The organism is Chitinophaga sp. W2I13, assembly GCF_050434005.1.
Taxonomy (GTDB): domain Bacteria; phylum Bacteroidota; class Bacteroidia; order Chitinophagales; family Chitinophagaceae; genus Chitinophaga.
On the sequence record NZ_JBNPWD010000001.1, the window covers coordinates 4,918,446 to 4,935,920 of the forward strand.

Sequence of the window (17,475 nt, forward strand, 5' to 3'; positions counted from 1 at the left end):
TCAGAACGGCGAGGGACTGATACTGGTCCATCCGCCATCGATGATAAGGCTTTGGCCTGTAATATGCCTCGCCTGATCGGAAACCAGGAACAGCGCAGCATCGGCGATATCCTGCGTATAAGCGGGTCGTCCCATCGGCGTGAGGCTGGACCAGATCTGTTCATAGGAAGGATCGTCCAGCGTACGTTCCGTGAGGGTGGCGCCGGGAGCAATGGTGTTGACTGTAATTTTAAAAGGAGATAATTCAATCACTAAATTTTTTGCCAGCATTTCCAGCGCTGCTTTACTCATGCCGTAGGCCGCAAGATCTTTATGCGCCTGGTGGCCGGTTACAGAAGAGGTGAACAGGATAGCGCCGCCCTGCGGCTGTTGCTTCATTTGATTGGCGGCGGTTTGCGCCAGGAAAAAGGTACCGCCCAGATTCACCTGCATAACGCGGTTAAATGCTTCCGGTGTGTAAGTGAAGAAGTTGCCAAACAAAGTAATACCGGCGTTGGCAATCACAATGTCCAGCCGGCCAAATTGTGTCACCGCCGTGTTCACCATTTGCTGAATAAAGGCAATATCGCCCGAGTCGCCGGGCAGGGCTATGCATTGCCCCTTTGCCGCAGTGATAGCGCCGGCAGCCTGTTGCGCCAGCTGTGCATCAATATCATTCAGTATAACCGTAGCGCCTTTCAGCGCCAGTTGTTTGCTTATCTCAAAACCGATGCCCTGGCCGGCGCCGGTAACAATCGCTACTTTCTTTTCAAATGTCATGAGCCGTTTTTTAGTGTGAGTCCCTGGTTACTTCGCTGCCGGAGCTGCCTTTCAGAAAGCCGAGGTCCGCGCCAAGATGGGCCTGCTCCACGTGTTGCTGGTAGAGTTGTACATATCCCCGTGTGGACTGTGGATACACCGGTTTCCACGCCGCTTTTCTGCGCGCAATTTCTTCAGGGGAAATAGCTGCCTCCAGCCGGCGCTGGTGTACATCCAGTGTAATCACATCGCCATCGCGGAGAATGGCGAGATTGCCGCCGGCAGCGGCTTCGGGCGATATATGCAGTACTACGGTACCAAAGCCGGTACCGCTCATCCGGCCGTCGGAAATACGTACCATATCTGTAATTCCTTTGGCCAGCAGTTTTGCGGGCAAGCCGAGATTCCCTACTTCAGGCATCCCCGGATAGCCTTTAGGTCCTACATTTTTAAGCACCAGCACACTGTTTTCATCCACATCAAGCGCAGGGTCATCAATCCGTTTTTTATAATCGTCGATATCCTCAAACACCACTGCCTTGCCTGTATGCTGCATCAGGTGAGCGCTTGCGGCAGATGGTTTGATCACCGCGCCCTCCTCGCAAATATTTCCTTTTAATACCACGATGCCTGATACCGTATTAAAGGGAGCTGCTATTGATGAAATTACGTCTTTATTGTAGCTGACAGCGTTAGCGTAATTGGCGCCGATCGTTTTGCCATTGGCCGTAATACAATCGGTGTGAAGATGCTCCAGCAGGGCGTTGATCACAGCTGGCAATCCGCCGGCATAATAAAGATCTTCCATGAAATAACTGCCGGAGGGCTGCAGATTGGCAATCAGCGGGATATTGGCAGAAAAGGTATCCATGTCCTGCAGGTTCAGTTCTACGCCTATGCGGCCTGCAATGGCCAGCAAATGGATGACAAAATTGGTGGAGCCGCCAATGGCAGCGTTCACCCGGATGGCATTTTCAAAAGCTTCTCTTGTCAGGATATCCGTTAAGCGCCTGTTTTCCCGGACCATTTTCACGATCTCGTTGCCAGACAATTGTGCCAGTATTTTGCGGGCGGCATCCGGTGCGGGAATAGCGGCATTCTGCGGAAGGGAAAGTCCGAGGGATTCCACCATACAGGCCATGGTAGAGGCGGTGCCCATTACGGCGCAGTGGCCATCACTGCGGCACATGCCTGCTTCTGCCATAGCGAGTTCTTCGTTGGTCATCCTGCCGGCCCTTACATCTTCACTAAACCGCCAGATATCACTGGTGCCGATACTGTTGCCCCGGTGCCTGCCGGTGAGCATAGCGCCGCCCGATACCACAATGGTGGGAATGTTTACACTGCAGGCGCCCATTACCAATGCCGGGGTGGTTTTATCACAACCGCATAGCAGCACTACCCCGTCGATAGGGTTGGCGCGGATAGATTCTTCCACATCCATGCTGACCAGGTTGCGGTATAACATAGCAGTAGGCTTGATAAGTGTTTCGCCCAACGACATTACCGGGAATTCCAACGGGTAACCACCGGCTTCCAGTACCCCGCGTTTCACGGCTTCTGCCAGTTCCCGGAAATGGGAGTTGCACGGTGTGAGCTCCGACCAGGTGTTGCAAATACCTATTATTGGCTTGCCTTCCAGCTCATGTGAGGGGATACCCTGCTTCTTTAGCCAGGCACGGTAAATAAAACCATCTTTGCCTCCGCGGGCAAACCAATTAGCGCTTCTCAGTGAATTTTCTTGCTTCATAACGGGAGTGGATATTTTAAAAGATACAATAAATTATGGATTTCAAAAATGAACAGGGACAGATTTTGTTATCATATGGCCGGTTATCTTTTTATTAATCTTCTTTCTCTACATGATAAGTAGGTTATCCATTTAACAGATGTTTATCACTCATGGCAACAAAAGTTCAATTTTTATTATGGAATTTTAATTTCACAGCATCTGTACGATAACCTGTATAATCCACAAATGAAGAAACTATCCGGATTGATCCTCGGCATGGTCCTTACCCACTGCTGCCTGGCACAACAAGCCACGGTGAAGGGTATTGTATCAGACACACTTAATCATGTACAGTTATCCAATACCGTAGTGGCACTGCTTCAGGCGAAAGATTCTATCTTATATAAATTCACGCGGAGTGATGAAAAAGGACACTTTGAATTAAAGCACCTGCAATCGGGGAAGTACCTCTTGCTGATAAGTTATCCTGCCTTTGCAGATTACGTAGAGCCTTTAACGTTATCAGATACTTCTGCTGTGCAACTCGATAATATTATGCTGACACTTAAATCGCGATTGCTGCAGGAAGTCGTGATACAGCAAAAAGTAGCTGCTATAAAGATGAAAGGAGATACCACGGAATTCAATGCCGGCAGCTATGAAACCGCGGCAAATGCTTCTGTGGAAGAGTTGTTGAAAAAGCTACCGGGTATACAGGTAAACGGCAAAGGACAGATTACCGCGCAGGGCGAAACAGTAAAGAAAGTGTTGGTAGATGGCGAAGAGTTTTTTGGAGATGATCCCACCCTGGTCACTAAAAATCTGCGTGCAGATATGGTGGATAAAGTACAGTTATACGATAAGAAAAGTGATCAGGCGGCCTTTACGGGTATCGATGATGGAGAAAGATCAAAAACGATTAACATACAGCTGAAGGAAGATAAGAAACGCGGTTACTTTGGCAAAGTGGCTGTAGGCGCCGGCGACAACGGTTTTCACGATAGCCAGGCTATGTTGAATGTATTCCGCGGAAAGAAGAAACTGGCTGCCTTTGGCATTGTGTCCAATACCGGCAAGGTAGGCCTCGACTGGGGCGAACGGGAGAAGTTCGGCTCCGGCAGCGGTGAACTCTCTTTTAACGATGATGGCGATATGGAGTTTAGTTTCCGGGGTGATGATCTTGACAGCTGGGATGGCCGCTACGGCGGCGATGGTTATCCACTGGTACAAACCGGGGGATTACATTATTCAGATAAATGGGACCGGGACCGGCAGAACCTGAATGCCAACTATAAACTGATGAAATTATATATCGACGGGAACAGTGAAAGCATGTCGCAGAATATCTTACCAGATACTATTTATTATAATCATTCTAAAGAGCATTTCAATAACAATATTCTCCGGAACCGTGTTAGTGGCAGCTATGAGCGGCAGCTCGACTCTAGTTCATCCGTCAAATTACAAATAGATGGCGGTCTCGATCATAAAATAGCCAATCGGCTCAGCAGCAGCGGAATGGAACTGAATGATATAACCGTGAACCAGGGAGAGCGTAAAACCTCCAATGTATCGGACATTGGCAGTATGAATGCAAACTTCTTATGGCGTAAAAAATTGAAGAAAAAAGGGCGTACCATATCACTGAACCTCGCGGAGAATTATTCCCGCACTAACGGCGAAGGAATGCTGGATGCCTATACGGAGTACTACAAGCAGGGTAAGCTGGATTCGGTACAAAATACGGATCAGCTTAAAACCACCAATAATGAAAGCATTAGTATCGTAAGTAATTTTACTTACACAGAACCATTGTCTGTGGCCTCTTCGCTGCTGTTTAACTATGGCATTAATATCGATAACAATCATTCCAACAGGAATTCCTATAATCAGCAGACCGATGGTAAGTATACTGCCCTGGATTCTTTATACAGTAATGACTATGCGTTTAATGTACTAACGCATAAGGGTGGTATCCGGTACGGATATACGAAAAACAAAATCCGCATTAACATAGGCGGCAATGTAGGTCTTACCAGCTTCAGCCAGAAAGATATGTTCCGGAACACTAAAGTAGAACGTGATTTTGTTAACTGGTATCCGCGCGCGATGTTCCGGTATAGTTTTTCGCAGCAACGTCGACTTACTGTTGAGTATAACGGATACACCAGTCAGCCTGGCATCGACGACCTGCAGCCTATCCGCGTGAATGATGACCCGCTCCACCTGCAGGTTGGAAACCCTGCACTGAAGCCATCTTTTAATAATAACTTCAGTATTAATTTTAATGATTTCAAAGTAATGACCAATCGAAGCATCTGGGCGTCTTTGAGGTATGGATCCACTACGAATGCCATCAGCGACCGGACCGTGATAGATACTTCAGGAGTAAGTACCAGCCAGGCTGTAAATGTAAATGGAAACCGGAGCGCACAGTTCAATTTATATATAGGCTGGAAGATCAATCCATGGGACCTGAGAGTGGGAGGAAGGGCAAATGGTGGCTTGAACAGGAATGTAAATTATGTGAATGGTTTATTGAATACTACGAATTCTTCCAATACGGGGCTGGGAATCAACCTGGGTAAGTACAAAGACAAAAAGTATGAATATTCCCTGGAGGGAGAGGCGAATTTTAACAACAGCGTATCTTCTGTGGATAAATCTTTACGGACGCAATACTGGACGTATAATATTTCACCTAACGTGAGTTTTTTCCTGCCGCTTAAATTTGTATTGCATGCGGATCTGAACTATAATATCCGGCAGAAAACAGCGGTGTTTGCTACCAACAACAATGCTGCTATCCTGAATGCTTATGTGGCAAAGAAGTTTGGTAAGAAAGAGCTGGTACAGATCAATTTGTCCATGAGTGATATCCTGAATCAGAATATTGGCTTCAACAGGTCGGTGTCTACCAATACGATCAGTCAGCGGACTTACAGTACCATTGGGCGTTATGGCTTGTTGTCTTTTATCTGGAACTTTAACAAACTGGGTGCGGCGGCTCCAAAAGAATAGTGTTATGAAAAGTATCATTACAAGAATCCGTATAATCCTGACCGTTATATTGGTGGTGATGGCTGTTTTCCCGGCACGGGCGCAGCACACTGCTTTTTTGCAGCAAGGAAGGATAGAATTTGAGAAGCGGGTGAACCTGTTTGCCCGCATGGATGAACTGAGTAAGGGGCAGGATAATTCATGGACGGATATGTTGAAAAAAGGGATGTCGCAATACCAGGTCACTTATTTCGATTATTCATTCTCCCGTCAAACGTCCCTGTATAAACCGGGAAGGGATAATCCTGATAATAAAAAGCCCATATGGGAATCCGCACCGGCCGAGGTGAATGTGGTATATTCCCGGCTCGATAGTTTGCAAAGTATTTCGCAGAAACAGGTATTTGAGCAGATGTACCTGGTGAAGGACACGGTGCGCCGGATCCGCTGGAAAATCACGGATGAAACCCGTAAGATCGCCGGGTTTGATTGCCGGCGGGCGAATGCTATTATTATGGACTCCATTTACGTGGTGGCTTTTTATACTGATGCCATTGTTACTCCTGGCGGGCCCGAGTCGTTTAGCGGTTTGCCTGGTATGATTCTCGGTGTGGCCCTGCCGCACGAGCATGTTACCTGGTTTGCCACTAAAGTGTTGATAGATGATATAAAAGAAGATGCGCTGAAGCCTCCTGTAAAAGGAAAACCGGTAGACAATAAAGGCATCTTCGAATCCGTTTCAAAAATACTAGGTAAGTGGGGGAATTATGGGAGTGCCTATATCAGGGCAATTATGTTATAATTGCAGAACGATCCGGACGTATGATGAAAAGTAATTCTCACATATACACGCCTGTACAGCCGTTTGTAAAGCAGCCGGAGGGGGCGGTGGTATACCGAGAGTTTTTGCCGGACCTACCCTTACAGGAATACATTTATTGTTACTGGCAGCTTAAAACCACCCGCCCGCTTACCGCGCCTTTTCATTACCGGGTGGTGGCCGATGGCTGCATGGATATTTTTTTTGAGCTGCATGATCCCAGGCAGAGTTTTGTCATGGGATTCAGCGATGCCTATACCTGTTTTCCGCTGGAAGGAAGCTTTAATTATGTGGGCATCCGTTTTTTGCCGGGCATGTTTCCCCGGTTGTTCCGGTTAAATGCTGCGGAAATAAGTAAGCAGGTGATCTCATTAGAGGATGTGGCGCCGGCGATTACCCGTTTTTTGCGGGATTGCTTTCATGCAGAAATGAGCGAACAGCAGTTGAAATCCCTGCTGGATGGTTTTTTACGCGATCGCATTGCCCAAAAGATGTCACCGGCAGATAACCGCCTGCTTGAAGCGGTGGATCTGATTGTCCGGCATTCGGGCATCATCAGTATTGAAAAGGAGCTCCCTCCAGGGATCAGTTCCCGCCAGTTGAGGCGCCTGTTTGAATTTTATATTGGTGACACGCCCAAGGCATTCAGTAAAGTGGTGCGTTTCCAGAGGATATTACAATTTACCCATTCTCCGGAATACATCCGCAGGAACAGATCTTACCTCGGCGCCGGGTACTACGACCAGGCCCATTTTATCAGGGAGTTTAAAACGCTTTATGGCCTTACCCCGGCTAAAGTGTTTGGCAAATAAGTTGTCCGTTTTTTACAATTTTTCTTCTCCCCGCTATCTTAGTTTTGCTGTTATAAAACTTAGCAGGATATGAAAAGATGGTTATTACTGTTTATTTTCTTTTTTTCTGTATCTAATATTTATTCACAGGTAAAACCCGGTAAAATGAAACTGAACGCAGGAATTATTACGGCTAAATTAGCGGAGAGTAAAAAATTCTATACAGATATATTAGGATTCGGAGTGTCTTTTGAAAACGAATTTTACCTGTTGCTGCATACACCGGATAAGCAGGCGGAGATTAGTTTTTTGTTACCGGAGCATGCATCGCAGCAGCCATTGTTTAAAACCGCTTTTAATGGAAAGGGCGTGTATTTGACCATTGAGGTCGCCGATGTGGACAAGGTATATGAGGCTATTAAAGCGAAGGGGGTGGACATTAAAATAGCGATCCGCAATGAGCCGTGGGGCGACCGGCATTTCGCCATACAAGACCCCAATGGCCTGGGTATTGACCTGGTGACTTATTCCCAGCCCTGATGCCATTAACATAATTTTAAGTTAATATAATCTTAAAAGGGCGCTGATTGGTATCATACAGGAACCATTTTTGTTTTACAGGGGTTAACCAAAAAATTTTAACCATGGCAAAGCAAAGCAAGGACACAGTAAAACAAGAAATCCAGGTATTGGCAATTGGCAACTACAAAAGTTATCCTGATGATTACGAAGTAGCACCTGCCACGGTTTCCCAGAATATTCAGTCATTGGCGAAAGGTTATTGGGACAGCCGGGAATATAAAGAAGTAGAACGGGATGAGCGACTGGGCATCAACCTGGAAGATTATCAGCATTGGACAAAAGAAGCATATGACGCCTTTATGAAATCTAATCAGCAATCCATGAACTAGTCCCATTTCACCATTTTTCGATAAAGACAGCCTGAAAGTAATCGCTTTCAGGCTGTTTTGTTATTATTTGATACTGTTTGCAACCATTTCTCCCCGACTATTGTTTTAATAAGACGGTGGATTCACTGCCATAATGTAGTGGGCACTACACCTGCTTCTTATTTTACTACACCATACCAAGCTGGTGTTCGTTACCCCCTGAATACATAGGCTTGTGGCTGAACCTGCCATTAATCCTAAATTTTCAGTGCATGAAAAAGCTTATCTGTCTGTTCATGATCCTGGGCGCCGGCTGGCAATTAACTGCTCAAATTACGCCAGCTGCAGTCGTTTTGCCAACTGAGGATCTTGTAACGCAAATCTTTGGCAAAAACAAAGAGTCATTGTTGAATGATTTTCTAAGAATTTCGCCTTTGGAAGAAAGGGCATTTCAATCTGCATTTCTTGAGTACGAAACGGAGAAGAGTCCGTGGTTAACGGAGCGTATTGCCTTATTGAAGATGTACAACGAGGAGTTTTCTTCTATTGATGAAAAGAAGATGAATTCTCTCACCAGGCAGTTCATTAACAACGATCTGGAGTTCGGACGTTTGCAGATGCGTTATTTCCGGAAGTTTAACAAGCTGCTGGGCGCTACCAGGGCGGCCAAGTTCTTTCAGCTGGACAATTACCTGGAACAATCGACGAGGGTGTACCTTCAGAACCAGTTGCCTTTTATAAAAGAGCTGGAATCTGATAAACTGGCGAAACCGCTGACGGCGAGATAGATGCGGATTTTGTCTTACTCAGCATAATCAGCGTAATCCTGAGTAAGACAACCTACGCTTCTTCCACGAAATCCTCACTCCGTGGTATGGCTTTGAACTTCTCCATGAGTTCAGGGGGAAGTCCTGTGAGTTTGCGTTTACGGGTATCTATCCAGGCGCCGTCTACTAATACGGTGGCGGATTTGGTGCCATCGCCCCGGAAAATTTCGTGCTTAATGGACCAGCGGGAGCCATCTGCCCGGCATTTGGTCATTTCACAGCTTACGCGCACTTTGTCGTTAGGGCTGATTTCCCGGTGGTAGAACAGCTCTTCCCGGAAAAGGATGGGGCCTAGCTGTTGCTGTATAAAATGAACTGCGGTAAGCCCTACCTGTTCAAGGAGACTAAGCCTGGCCTGTGCGGCAAAGTCGGCATAGGCCGAGTGGCGCAGGTGCATATTAGCGTCTATCTGTGACCATAATACTGGTCCTTCAAAAAATATGTTCATACTTAAATTTACGGAAAAGTGGTGTAAAAAGCCTGGGTCAAACGGGCGGATATTATATCTGTGATGGCTATACGTAAATCAGAACGGCAGCCTGATGTCTGCCAGGGGATTGCTTATTAACGAAATTTTTCTAATAAAAAAAGTAAAACAAATTTTTTTAGAATGAATTCCTTTTATACTTTCGCAGCCTGGAGAGTTGGCAGAGCGGTCGATTGCGGCAGTCTTGAAAACTGTTGACTGTAACAGGTCCCGGGGTTCGAATCCCTGACTCTCCGCTAAATGTGATACAAAAGTTCATTATTGGATTTTGTATCACATTTTTATTTTTAAGATGGTGTTTATCAGATGTTTTCGATTTGAAAAGTGTGTTCGATAGTGATATTTTGCATAGAGATTTTTTCGAGTCATCATTTCTGACATTCTTCTCTTTTTTAGCTATCTATATGACTACTAGTGATTTAGGATTAATAGAAGTAATTCATTAATCTGTTGCGGATTGACCCAAAAGCAATAGGTGTAAGGGATTCGAACCCCGATTAATTAATTTATTTCTTATCAATAATCTAATGGGGATTAAAGATTTGCAGTTGCAAAACGAGCGAATTCTAATAGGAAGCTAAGGAGGTTGCGTGCTGATGTTTTTGTAGTCTTATGGCCTTTTTTGTTTTCAATTTCGGCTACTCGAGCTATGATCCCGGCTGCATAAGCATCATCAGTATTTATACTTTTTTGAGAATCTGCATTATGTTTTATATCCGTAGTCGCTTTTAAATTGTACACAGACAATACTGATTGGTTGACAATATTGCCTATCCACATGTCAGCAGTTAATATCGGGTTGTTACTAAGTATTAGCTTTAGTAATTTCCTCTTATCAGGAAGGCTTGATTTTTCCATTAATTTGCTCAACTGGGAGAGCTGAAGAACAAGCTCATATTGATTCTTTATATGGATTTCATGCTTTTTAGCGGCGTTTTGTAATTCAATTCCCATCATACTAATTCTCTTCTCACAATCTTTTTTTATCAAGAGAAAATCATCGCTTTCAATTTCCCCTTGGAGTAATAGTTCTTTTGCTTTAAGAATTCTTTCTATTAGCCGTTCAATACTTTGGCTTATTGTTTTTTGAATGATCGATTGTTCAATGAATATATCACGCCTGGTATGTTTTAATATATCTTTATATAAATCCAGATAGGGTTTATCTGCATGAAGCATCACTAATTGCTCATTAAACAACTGATGCACTTTATCTGCCCTTATTCGGAAACCACAAGGGGATACACAATGGTAGTAATAATACAGTCTGGTTTTACCCTTCGATGCACTGCCGGTTAGTCTTTTGTTGCAATTAGGACAGTAAAAGAAGCCCCTTAAGATCAATTTTTCGTTACTATTATTATTGGTGGTGGTTTTTTGTCCTCTCGTATTCAATACCTGCTGAACCTTAAGAAATAACACTTCAGGAATAAGCGGTTCATGTATACCCTCTGCCCAATATTCCTTTTCGTTCTCGAAGGCTGGCACTATGACTTTGCCACAATAGGCGGGATTTCTAAGCATTCTCCAGAAATGGCTGTTACTGCATTTTAAACCTTCAGACTTCATTTGGCGAAATACAGAACACGTAGGTTGTTCTCCTTGAGCAATTAGCGAAAAAGCGTTTCTTACGAACGTTGCCTCTGGCTCCTTTGGGCCAATATATTTTTGGCCGTTGGCAAATAGCCTGTAACTGTAACCCATAGGGGGATGAGTGATCCAACGGCCTTCTTGCTTAGCTTTATGGATACCCTGTTTGACATTTAAAGACCGTCTATCGTTTTCGGCTTCTGATGTTGCCAGGTAAACGGCAAGGATTATTTTATTTTCAGGAATTGACAAATCCAGCTCCTGGTCAATTGCCTGAGGATAAATACGGAAACTTTGTAGTTGAGCGATCATGTAATAAGCATCACCAGCATTTCTGCTGAATCGGTCCCATTTGGTAAATAGAATTAGGTTTGGTCGGAGAGCCTTGTGCTTTTTTATGGTAGATAGTAGTAATGTCCAGGCTGGTCTATTAAAGGTTTTGGCAGAATAGTCTTCAAAAATAACTTCCAACACTTCGATATTGTTTGATAGGCAGTATTTCATCAGACGATCCTCCTGGCTACGTTGGGAGAAACCTTTAATGGCTTGTTCATCGGTGCTGACTCTGATATAGAGGAAGGCAGTAGGCATATCCTTTCCTTTATAGGATATACAAACTGAGTGAAGGATTGTTTAAATTTAAAGTTACCGTAACAAGACCCAAAAAAGTAAAGATTTTTTTGTATCTTAAATAAAAACCCCTTTTCATGAAAAGGAAATTTTTGCCCGCCTTCTATGTGATTTCGTTAATATGCGCTTTGACGGTATTGAAATGTTCTGCGCAGGAGATTAGCAAGCCTGAAATCATTGCACCGTTTGACTCACTTCGGTTATCAGATGTACATGCCAGTGGTAATATTAAAACAGGCACTGTTGAAATTATCATGAATTTCAAAAATGATTATTCACAAGTAGCTAGGGTATATTTAGCACTAGGCGGATTCGAGGATTTCGGGATAACCGATTCTAAAGGCCGTAAATACAAACTGCATACAGACGTAAACGCAGTTAATACAAATAAAGGATATATCAATATTCCTTTCATACAATTTGGGGACAAGAAGTTTAGTTGGGTGGCCCATGTTATCCAGGAGATTCCCTATACTGAAATGCGAAAACTTACGATTAGGATTAATAAATTGGATAAAGGAACTCAGTTATTAACAAATTTTCATATCAGGTGTATTCTTTCACTTGATTATGGGAATGTGGGAGATAAAATGTATAGTGTAGAAAATATCAGGATTAATTGGAAGTAGTGATAATCCATTTTAACGAATTCGTAGCGTAATACACTGAAAATTAAATCTTTCCAACTAGATAGAGAGCGAGGCAAAAAATTAATGAATAAACTAGTCAGTATGTGAGATAATTTATTTTCAGCATCACAATACAAAACATGAGTAGGAGAATGTGCCTTATTATGATCATGATAAAAATATGTAATGGAAACAAATCGATTTGACTCCTTTGTAGAAGACTTCCTGGGTGAACGTAAAGAACGCTCAATTGTTATTGTAGGCTCTTCTAAAATCGATGATTTACTAGGAATGATTTTGAAAAAATTTCTTATTGATTCTATTAACCCGAAAGAAGAAGATATGATACACGGGGATAATCCTCTTTCAACATTTTCTGCAATAATTAAATTATGCTATCGCTTGGGATTGATTGATAGGGATCTTTTTAGCATTCCCCATGTCAGTTATTAACTCAATATTTTTATTTAGAATCTTCCATGCCTTATTTGGATCTTGGCTGTATCGTTCGATAGCGGCATTTATATTTCTAATATTGGTATTTATCGTAGCGTACCATCTATCATAGGTATCACGGCTAACCTCATTGGTTATCCATTTACCTTCAAGTGATCCACATGGGCTGTAGTTGCCATCTTCAAACATGCTGAAAAGCAATAAATTGCGTATTTTAGTTGTATGGTTAAATGGTAACGCCATCTAACACTTTAGAAGATCCTGCCACCGCAGTTTCCTTGAGATTACTTATTCTTAAAGAGGTTTTTTAAATGAAAATCCCCGATTTTAGTGCCGTGCAGCTGGAAAATATCTATAACGGTGACGGCCCGGTTGCCACCGAATTAAAAAGGTTTTTAAGTGATGCCGTGAGCCAGAAAGCGATCAGGTTAAGTGAAAAGGACGCCCAGACTCAGTTCCCACTGCTGTTACAGGAGGGATTGATAGCCCCTGATGGAAGAGGGCCTGCCGATGCTACTCACAGTATTGCAAACCACCCTTTACTCTACTATGGTTTTTATCAGGAATTTAACAAGCGAAAGGGGTTTAAATATGCCCCTGATATTGAGAAGTTACTTTCCTTCCATAAAAGTGTGGCTGATTATTTCCTGATAGATGGCCGCTGCATGTCCGGATATTTAGAACATGGATTTTCCGCTTTTTTGCTACTGATGGGAGATAAGCCAGCACTTGGCCTTATTTTTGAACAGGGCAAAGCGCTATTAAAAGAAAGCCCCTATTTCCTTACTTTTTATAGGGCCATCTTTGATAATCCTACCCATTGGAACCAGACATTTACCGCTGTATGGGATATGATATTGGCGTTTGGAACCATGCAGGGAAAGCTGGATCAGTCTGCCCCCGGAAACCTATGGCCTAAAATCCTACCAATATTCCATCAATACTTTTTATCACAGCAGGCTAACCTCCATCAATACAGGGACATTGTGATCAGTAAGTTTGGAGGTGACCCTATCGAGGACTACCTGGCAGGAATATCTTTACAAATTATCCACCAGCTGGTGGTGACCCCGACAGAAGAAGTAATCACTATGATGGAAACGCCTGCGCTATTTACCATCTCCATTGTACTGCTCACTCGGTGCCCAACATTAGAAAATAGCCAGATCGAAACCATCTGTGGATACCTTAAAAACATCCAAGTAGATTCCAGGACCTTTCCAGAGGCAGTGAAATTAGTCATCACCATCCTTTCGTCTGGTGCCACACTTATCACTGACCAAAAACTATTCTTTGAAGGCTTTATAGCCCGTGGCGTAGAAAGCACAGATAAAAATGTGGTCATACAAACCATCCAAATATTCAGTTTCGGCATCCAGCTCACCGAACTTTTAAGTGGCCTATTACTCAACCTTTTTAACGGTGGAAAGTATAAGGACGATTACACGGAACACATCAGCGGGTTTTACAATTTTCATAAAAGCATCCCTGATTTTTTTGAGTTTTTGTATAAATATTCCATTTATAAGGGACTTTCCTTTGATCCATACAGGTTTAAGGACGCGATTTATCTGCTACATGAAGATGATAAATCAGGGTTTGAGTATCACATCATCAAAATGATGACAGATGACCAGGGACAGGTACGGTACGCTGGTCTTAGACTGCTGCTTTCCCTGAAGGATTATTGTAGGCAGGGGGATATCACCTTTGACCTGCATAGCTTAAATCCACTGGAACAGTATAAATTTATAATAACCCTTGTCAATGACCGCCTGCATGGAAAGGAACAGTTAACGTTTATAATACCCCTGCTATCTTCCAGCTCACCCATCGTCAGAGAGCTGGCAATATGTAAAATAGAAGAAGCCTTTTTAGGATATAACCAACGGGTTTTTGAGTATCTCAGCGGGTTAATTTCAGGCCTGGCAGGTAAACAGGAAATAGAAGATAGAATAAAAGAGGTATTGCGGCAGGTAGATGAGCGATTTAAACTTAAAAAGGATATCCGGGAGTTCCTGCCAGAGGTGCAATATCCCAGGCTGGCAAGAGCCTATAAGCAACATTCAAAGAAGATGTTTCAAGATTCATCCCAGAAGCAGAAGCATAAAGCAGATGGTTTACTGGGACTTATAAAGCCAGTTGCCGTTGGGAGAAGGGGAGGTAGCTTGCATCCTGATGGTAACATTTCTGGCTACCATACTTCAAGCGTCACTTTCACCTTACCCAGTACCATTTTCTTAAAGCCGGAAACTGAGGAGTTTGAACTGAGCGTATTTTTTAACTCAAACTGGAGCGAAGATTTTAAACCATGGGAACGAACAATATTATCGTCAGGGACTATCTGAATACGTTAAGCGAGGATGAAGAACTCGACAAATTATTACCCCTGCTACTGGTACTAAAGGGACTCAAAATTGTCCGTACTGCTAAAGAGGCAAAAGGCATGAGCCAGCAAGGCAAGGATATTATAGCCTTTGGTAAGGATGCGGATGGGATCAAAAAGCGGTTTTACATTGAAGTAAAGGGTCATAGCGATAAAAACATTACAGAACTATCCATTTCAAAATCCGATGGTATCAGAGACTCTCTTATCTCTGCTAAACTTGCTAAGTACGAAGATTCCGGTATTAAAGGGTTTAACGAGGCGCCCATTAAAATCGTGCTTGTCCACAACGGGGTGGTCGTTCCCAACGCCAAACATCTACTCGACGGGCTTATTGAGGATCTGTTTGGCGACGGCAAAATGGAATTTGAAAGTGGGATATCTATAACCTAACAGACCAGTTCAGTAACTATTTATTCGGTGAATACCTGCTCACGGAGGAAGAAAATGTCCGTTTATTTAAGCGTACGCTCGTTTTAATGGACTCAGACGACTATGAAATGGAGGATTTTTTTATCCTAGTCGATAACCTGCTTGCCCAGACCCTGAAGCCAGCCAGTAGAGCATTTACAAAGCTCTTTACTACCCTAAACCTTTTAAGCACCATCCTTTGGACGTATTCCAAGGAGAATAATAACCTACTTCCTGCCATTACAGGCACCTCCTTTATCCTATTAAGAACCTGGGCATGGATTCTCAAAGGAAATATGACAGCAAAAGCCGCTGTCATAAAGCAATACAACAAGCTACTACAATCTCACTGCCAGATACTGGAACAGTATTTTGATAAAACCCTGCCGGCGGCTGTAACAGATAGTGGCCTGTATGTAGAGCAAGGAGGAATGTTCGAAAATATTGGCTTCCCCCTTCGGGTCATGGATTACATTTCACAACTAATTTTCTATTATCAACTAGTTCAAGCCGGCGTGCCCACCGGTATTAAGCCCTCTGAAAGGCAGCTTGAGGGAATCTACAGCTCCCAGCTTAAAACGCTTTTTACTATTATTAAAAATAATGAAGGCAGCAGACGCCCCTTGCTGGACAGGCATTCTGCACCTATTTTACTGGTAAGCCTGTTCGTGCTTAACAGCAAATATCACACCCACCGGGACCTTGCATTATTAAACACCTACCTGGTTGGTGTACTCGAGGGTATTGAAATGGTTTCCTTCATGCGACATAGACTGCCGGAGTTTAATGATAACATTGACGCACTGGTGGAAACAGCAGCATCAGGAAAAAAAGCATTTGAGTACCAGGATAAAAGCTCGATGTTAATTCTGATCATTACTGAACTGATGGCTGTGCTTAATAAGCCAGATAGTTATAACGCTTTACGGCAGGAATATAACGGCACAGTGAATCTTCAGACCTCCTACCCAAACTGGAATAGAGATCCCCTACAAACTGAAATTTCCTATTTCCAGGGAAACATCCATGATGATATGATTTCTGAATCCAGTGTAACCCTTCCAGAGAATATGGAGGACTTTATAAAGCAGATTCAAGCTAAACCAAAGGGTGAAATCCCTTTTATTACTGATACCATGGGGTTTTCCTTCCTGCGTACGCTATCAGTACACTTCTATCACAATGATATATTTCCACACCAGTGGCGAATTTTTTTTAAATTGGATTAATTATTAATGCTCCTTTACCGGGTGGCATACATAACCCACAAAATTGCTTAACCGCTGCGTAGCATTGCGGGTATGGATCAGAATTGATCTTATAATCAATATATCTCCTCCCAATTAGCACCGTTGCAACTGCCATGTTTTTTTTTGAAACTGCCCGTTATCCTCTAATATCCGGATTGCTCACTTCTCCGCGAGTACGATAATCTCTATCTCCAAAGTTTTCCCTTAAGCCCCATTCAGCCTTTAACACCTGCTTTATATAATTGATACTTTAAGCATTATTCCTTCGTCATATCTTATATATAACATTATTCGGGCAACCAGACGTTTTGTAAGGTAATATTTGTGCATATTGTATACAACGGCAAGAGGTACGGTAGTCCCTGTTTAAGCAATATAAGTCTGCAAGTTGAATTTAAAATTAACAAAATACCGAAACTTTCTGACCAGCTTCATAAACAGATGAATTTTCAATTTGAAAGAATAAATTTGAATCAAAGATTATCAAAAGAAATTAATACATTTTTAAGCAACCTATCTTTTATGCTGCATGAAGCGTATGAACAATCAGGAAATAATAAATATATGGTGAGTTATTACCTAAATGGCACAGCAAAAAACCTAAGAAATAGATTGGGGACAAATTATTGGAGGCCGGTACTAATTCAAGCACTCGCAGATCATGACGGATTTTGCGATGGAGGGTTTTACGAACCTTTGGCATTGACAAGATAATATAGCTTAGGGAATCTCGTTTTTCAAGAAAAGGTTATTTCTGGCAAATAATCTTCTCTAACTTTCAAGATAATTTCAATTCATTAAAGAAAGTTAAAAGGGGTATGAGGGGTTCGACTGTGAT

General features: G+C 43.0%; 16 protein-coding genes and 1 tRNA gene. 13 read left to right on the plus strand and 4 right to left on the minus strand.

Annotated features, from left to right (window positions below; translation table 11 throughout):
* Positions 1 to 759: an SDR family NAD(P)-dependent oxidoreductase gene (locus QFZ48_RS20325; RefSeq protein WP_429050266.1), complete on the minus strand. Its 759-nt coding sequence runs from the start codon at positions 757 to 759 to the stop codon at positions 1 to 3.
* A 10-nt stretch (positions 760 to 769) separates the two neighbouring features.
* On the minus strand, positions 770 to 2,488 hold the full coding sequence (locus tag QFZ48_RS20330) for an IlvD/Edd family dehydratase (RefSeq protein WP_429050264.1): 1,719 nt from the start codon (positions 2,486 to 2,488) through the stop codon (positions 770 to 772).
* 228 nt (positions 2,489 to 2,716) lie between these two features.
* Here QFZ48_RS20330 and QFZ48_RS20335 point away from each other — a divergent pair, with 228 nt between their 5' ends.
* The 6 genes from QFZ48_RS20335 to QFZ48_RS20360 all read left to right on the plus strand — a co-directional run bounded on the left by QFZ48_RS20335 (position 2,717) and on the right by QFZ48_RS20360 (position 8,759).
* Positions 2,717 to 5,491 carry an outer membrane beta-barrel protein gene (locus QFZ48_RS20335; RefSeq protein WP_429050262.1) on the plus strand — a complete coding sequence of 925 codons (2,775 nt, stop codon included), beginning with the start codon at positions 2,717 to 2,719 and terminating at the stop codon, positions 5,489 to 5,491.
* A gap of 4 nt (positions 5,492 to 5,495) precedes the next feature.
* On the plus strand, positions 5,496 to 6,272 hold the full coding sequence (locus tag QFZ48_RS20340; RefSeq protein ID WP_429063374.1) for a GLPGLI family protein: 777 nt from the start codon (positions 5,496 to 5,498) through the stop codon (positions 6,270 to 6,272).
* Between the two features lie 104 nt (positions 6,273 to 6,376).
* Positions 6,377 to 7,102 carry an AraC family transcriptional regulator gene (locus QFZ48_RS20345; protein ID WP_429063375.1) on the plus strand — a complete coding sequence of 242 codons (726 nt, stop codon included), beginning with the start codon at positions 6,377 to 6,379 and terminating at the stop codon, positions 7,100 to 7,102.
* Between the two features lie 69 nt (positions 7,103 to 7,171).
* Positions 7,172 to 7,621: a VOC family protein gene (locus QFZ48_RS20350; protein ID WP_429063376.1), complete on the plus strand. Its 450-nt coding sequence runs from the start codon at positions 7,172 to 7,174 to the stop codon at positions 7,619 to 7,621.
* Positions 7,622 to 7,725: 104 nt separating this feature from the next.
* Positions 7,726 to 7,992, plus strand: coding sequence for a hypothetical protein (locus QFZ48_RS20355; protein ID WP_370907821.1), 267 nt, complete (start codon positions 7,726 to 7,728; stop codon positions 7,990 to 7,992).
* A gap of 251 nt (positions 7,993 to 8,243) precedes the next feature.
* Positions 8,244 to 8,759 carry a hypothetical protein gene (locus QFZ48_RS20360; protein ID WP_429050254.1) on the plus strand — a complete coding sequence of 172 codons (516 nt, stop codon included), beginning with the start codon at positions 8,244 to 8,246 and terminating at the stop codon, positions 8,757 to 8,759.
* 52 nt (positions 8,760 to 8,811) lie between these two features.
* Here the strand turns inward: QFZ48_RS20360 and QFZ48_RS20365 are convergent, their stop codons facing one another.
* Positions 8,812 to 9,246 carry an acyl-CoA thioesterase gene (locus QFZ48_RS20365; RefSeq protein WP_111579096.1) on the minus strand — a complete coding sequence of 145 codons (435 nt, stop codon included), beginning with the start codon at positions 9,244 to 9,246 and terminating at the stop codon, positions 8,812 to 8,814.
* Between the two features lie 190 nt (positions 9,247 to 9,436).
* Here QFZ48_RS20365 and QFZ48_RS20370 point away from each other — a divergent pair.
* Positions 9,437 to 9,521, plus strand: a tRNA-Ser gene (locus QFZ48_RS20370).
* 298 nt (positions 9,522 to 9,819) lie between these two features.
* Here the strand turns inward: QFZ48_RS20370 and QFZ48_RS20375 are convergent.
* On the minus strand, positions 9,820 to 11,466 hold the full coding sequence (locus QFZ48_RS20375; protein WP_429063377.1) for a recombinase family protein: 1,647 nt from the start codon (positions 11,464 to 11,466) through the stop codon (positions 9,820 to 9,822).
* Positions 11,467 to 11,582: 116 nt separating this feature from the next.
* Here QFZ48_RS20375 and QFZ48_RS20380 point away from each other — a divergent pair, with 116 nt between their 5' ends.
* The 6 genes from QFZ48_RS20380 (at position 11,583) to QFZ48_RS20405 (ending at position 17,351) form a co-directional block, all read left to right on the plus strand.
* Positions 11,583 to 12,134 (plus strand): hypothetical protein, encoded by a 552-nt coding sequence (locus QFZ48_RS20380; protein ID WP_429063378.1) that lies wholly within the window; start codon positions 11,583 to 11,585, stop codon positions 12,132 to 12,134.
* A gap of 186 nt (positions 12,135 to 12,320) precedes the next feature.
* A complete protein-coding gene (locus QFZ48_RS20385; protein WP_429063379.1) occupies positions 12,321 to 12,587 on the plus strand; it encodes a hypothetical protein in 267 nt (88 codons plus the stop codon).
* Between the two features lie 338 nt (positions 12,588 to 12,925).
* Positions 12,926 to 14,938, plus strand: coding sequence for a hypothetical protein (locus QFZ48_RS20390; RefSeq protein ID WP_429063380.1), 2,013 nt, complete (start codon positions 12,926 to 12,928; stop codon positions 14,936 to 14,938).
* Positions 14,902 to 15,369 (plus strand): hypothetical protein, encoded by a 468-nt coding sequence (locus QFZ48_RS20395; RefSeq protein ID WP_429063381.1) that lies wholly within the window; start codon positions 14,902 to 14,904, stop codon positions 15,367 to 15,369. Before QFZ48_RS20390 ends, QFZ48_RS20395 begins: the two co-directional genes overlap by 37 nt.
* Positions 15,370 to 15,455: 86 nt before the next feature.
* On the plus strand, positions 15,456 to 16,616 hold the full coding sequence (locus QFZ48_RS20400) for a hypothetical protein (protein WP_429063382.1): 1,161 nt from the start codon (positions 15,456 to 15,458) through the stop codon (positions 16,614 to 16,616).
* Between the two features lie 462 nt (positions 16,617 to 17,078).
* Positions 17,079 to 17,351, plus strand: a complete 273-nt coding sequence (locus QFZ48_RS20405; RefSeq protein ID WP_429063383.1) for a hypothetical protein — start codon at positions 17,079 to 17,081, stop codon at positions 17,349 to 17,351.
* Positions 17,352 to 17,475 lie beyond the last annotated feature (124 nt).

What these genes read in the sequence shown, in the direction of transcription:
- QFZ48_RS20325 (WP_429050266.1), bottom strand. Translation starts at nt 759, where the DNA reads ATGACATTTGAAAAGAAAGTAGCGATTGTTACCGGCGCCGGCCAGGGC.
- QFZ48_RS20330 (WP_429050264.1), bottom strand. Translation starts at nt 2,488, where the DNA reads ATGAAGCAAGAAAATTCACTGAGAAGCGCTAATTGGTTTGCCCGCGGA.
- QFZ48_RS20335 (WP_429050262.1), top strand. Translation starts at nt 2,717, where the DNA reads ATGAAGAAACTATCCGGATTGATCCTCGGCATGGTCCTTACCCACTGC.
- QFZ48_RS20340 (WP_429063374.1), top strand. Translation starts at nt 5,496, where the DNA reads ATGAAAAGTATCATTACAAGAATCCGTATAATCCTGACCGTTATATTG.
- QFZ48_RS20350 (WP_429063376.1), top strand. Translation starts at nt 7,172, where the DNA reads ATGAAAAGATGGTTATTACTGTTTATTTTCTTTTTTTCTGTATCTAAT.
- QFZ48_RS20355 (WP_370907821.1), top strand. Translation starts at nt 7,726, where the DNA reads ATGGCAAAGCAAAGCAAGGACACAGTAAAACAAGAAATCCAGGTATTG.
- QFZ48_RS20360 (WP_429050254.1), top strand. Translation starts at nt 8,244, where the DNA reads ATGAAAAAGCTTATCTGTCTGTTCATGATCCTGGGCGCCGGCTGGCAA.
- QFZ48_RS20365 (WP_111579096.1), bottom strand. Translation starts at nt 9,246, where the DNA reads ATGAACATATTTTTTGAAGGACCAGTATTATGGTCACAGATAGACGCT.
- QFZ48_RS20375 (WP_429063377.1), bottom strand. Translation starts at nt 11,466, where the DNA reads ATGCCTACTGCCTTCCTCTATATCAGAGTCAGCACCGATGAACAAGCC.
- QFZ48_RS20380 (WP_429063378.1), top strand. Translation starts at nt 11,583, where the DNA reads ATGAAAAGGAAATTTTTGCCCGCCTTCTATGTGATTTCGTTAATATGC.
- QFZ48_RS20385 (WP_429063379.1), top strand. Translation starts at nt 12,321, where the DNA reads ATGGAAACAAATCGATTTGACTCCTTTGTAGAAGACTTCCTGGGTGAA.
- QFZ48_RS20395 (WP_429063381.1), top strand. Translation starts at nt 14,902, where the DNA reads ATGGGAACGAACAATATTATCGTCAGGGACTATCTGAATACGTTAAGC.
- QFZ48_RS20400 (WP_429063382.1), top strand. Translation starts at nt 15,456, where the DNA reads ATGGACTCAGACGACTATGAAATGGAGGATTTTTTTATCCTAGTCGAT.
- QFZ48_RS20405 (WP_429063383.1), top strand. Translation starts at nt 17,079, where the DNA reads ATGAATTTTCAATTTGAAAGAATAAATTTGAATCAAAGATTATCAAAA.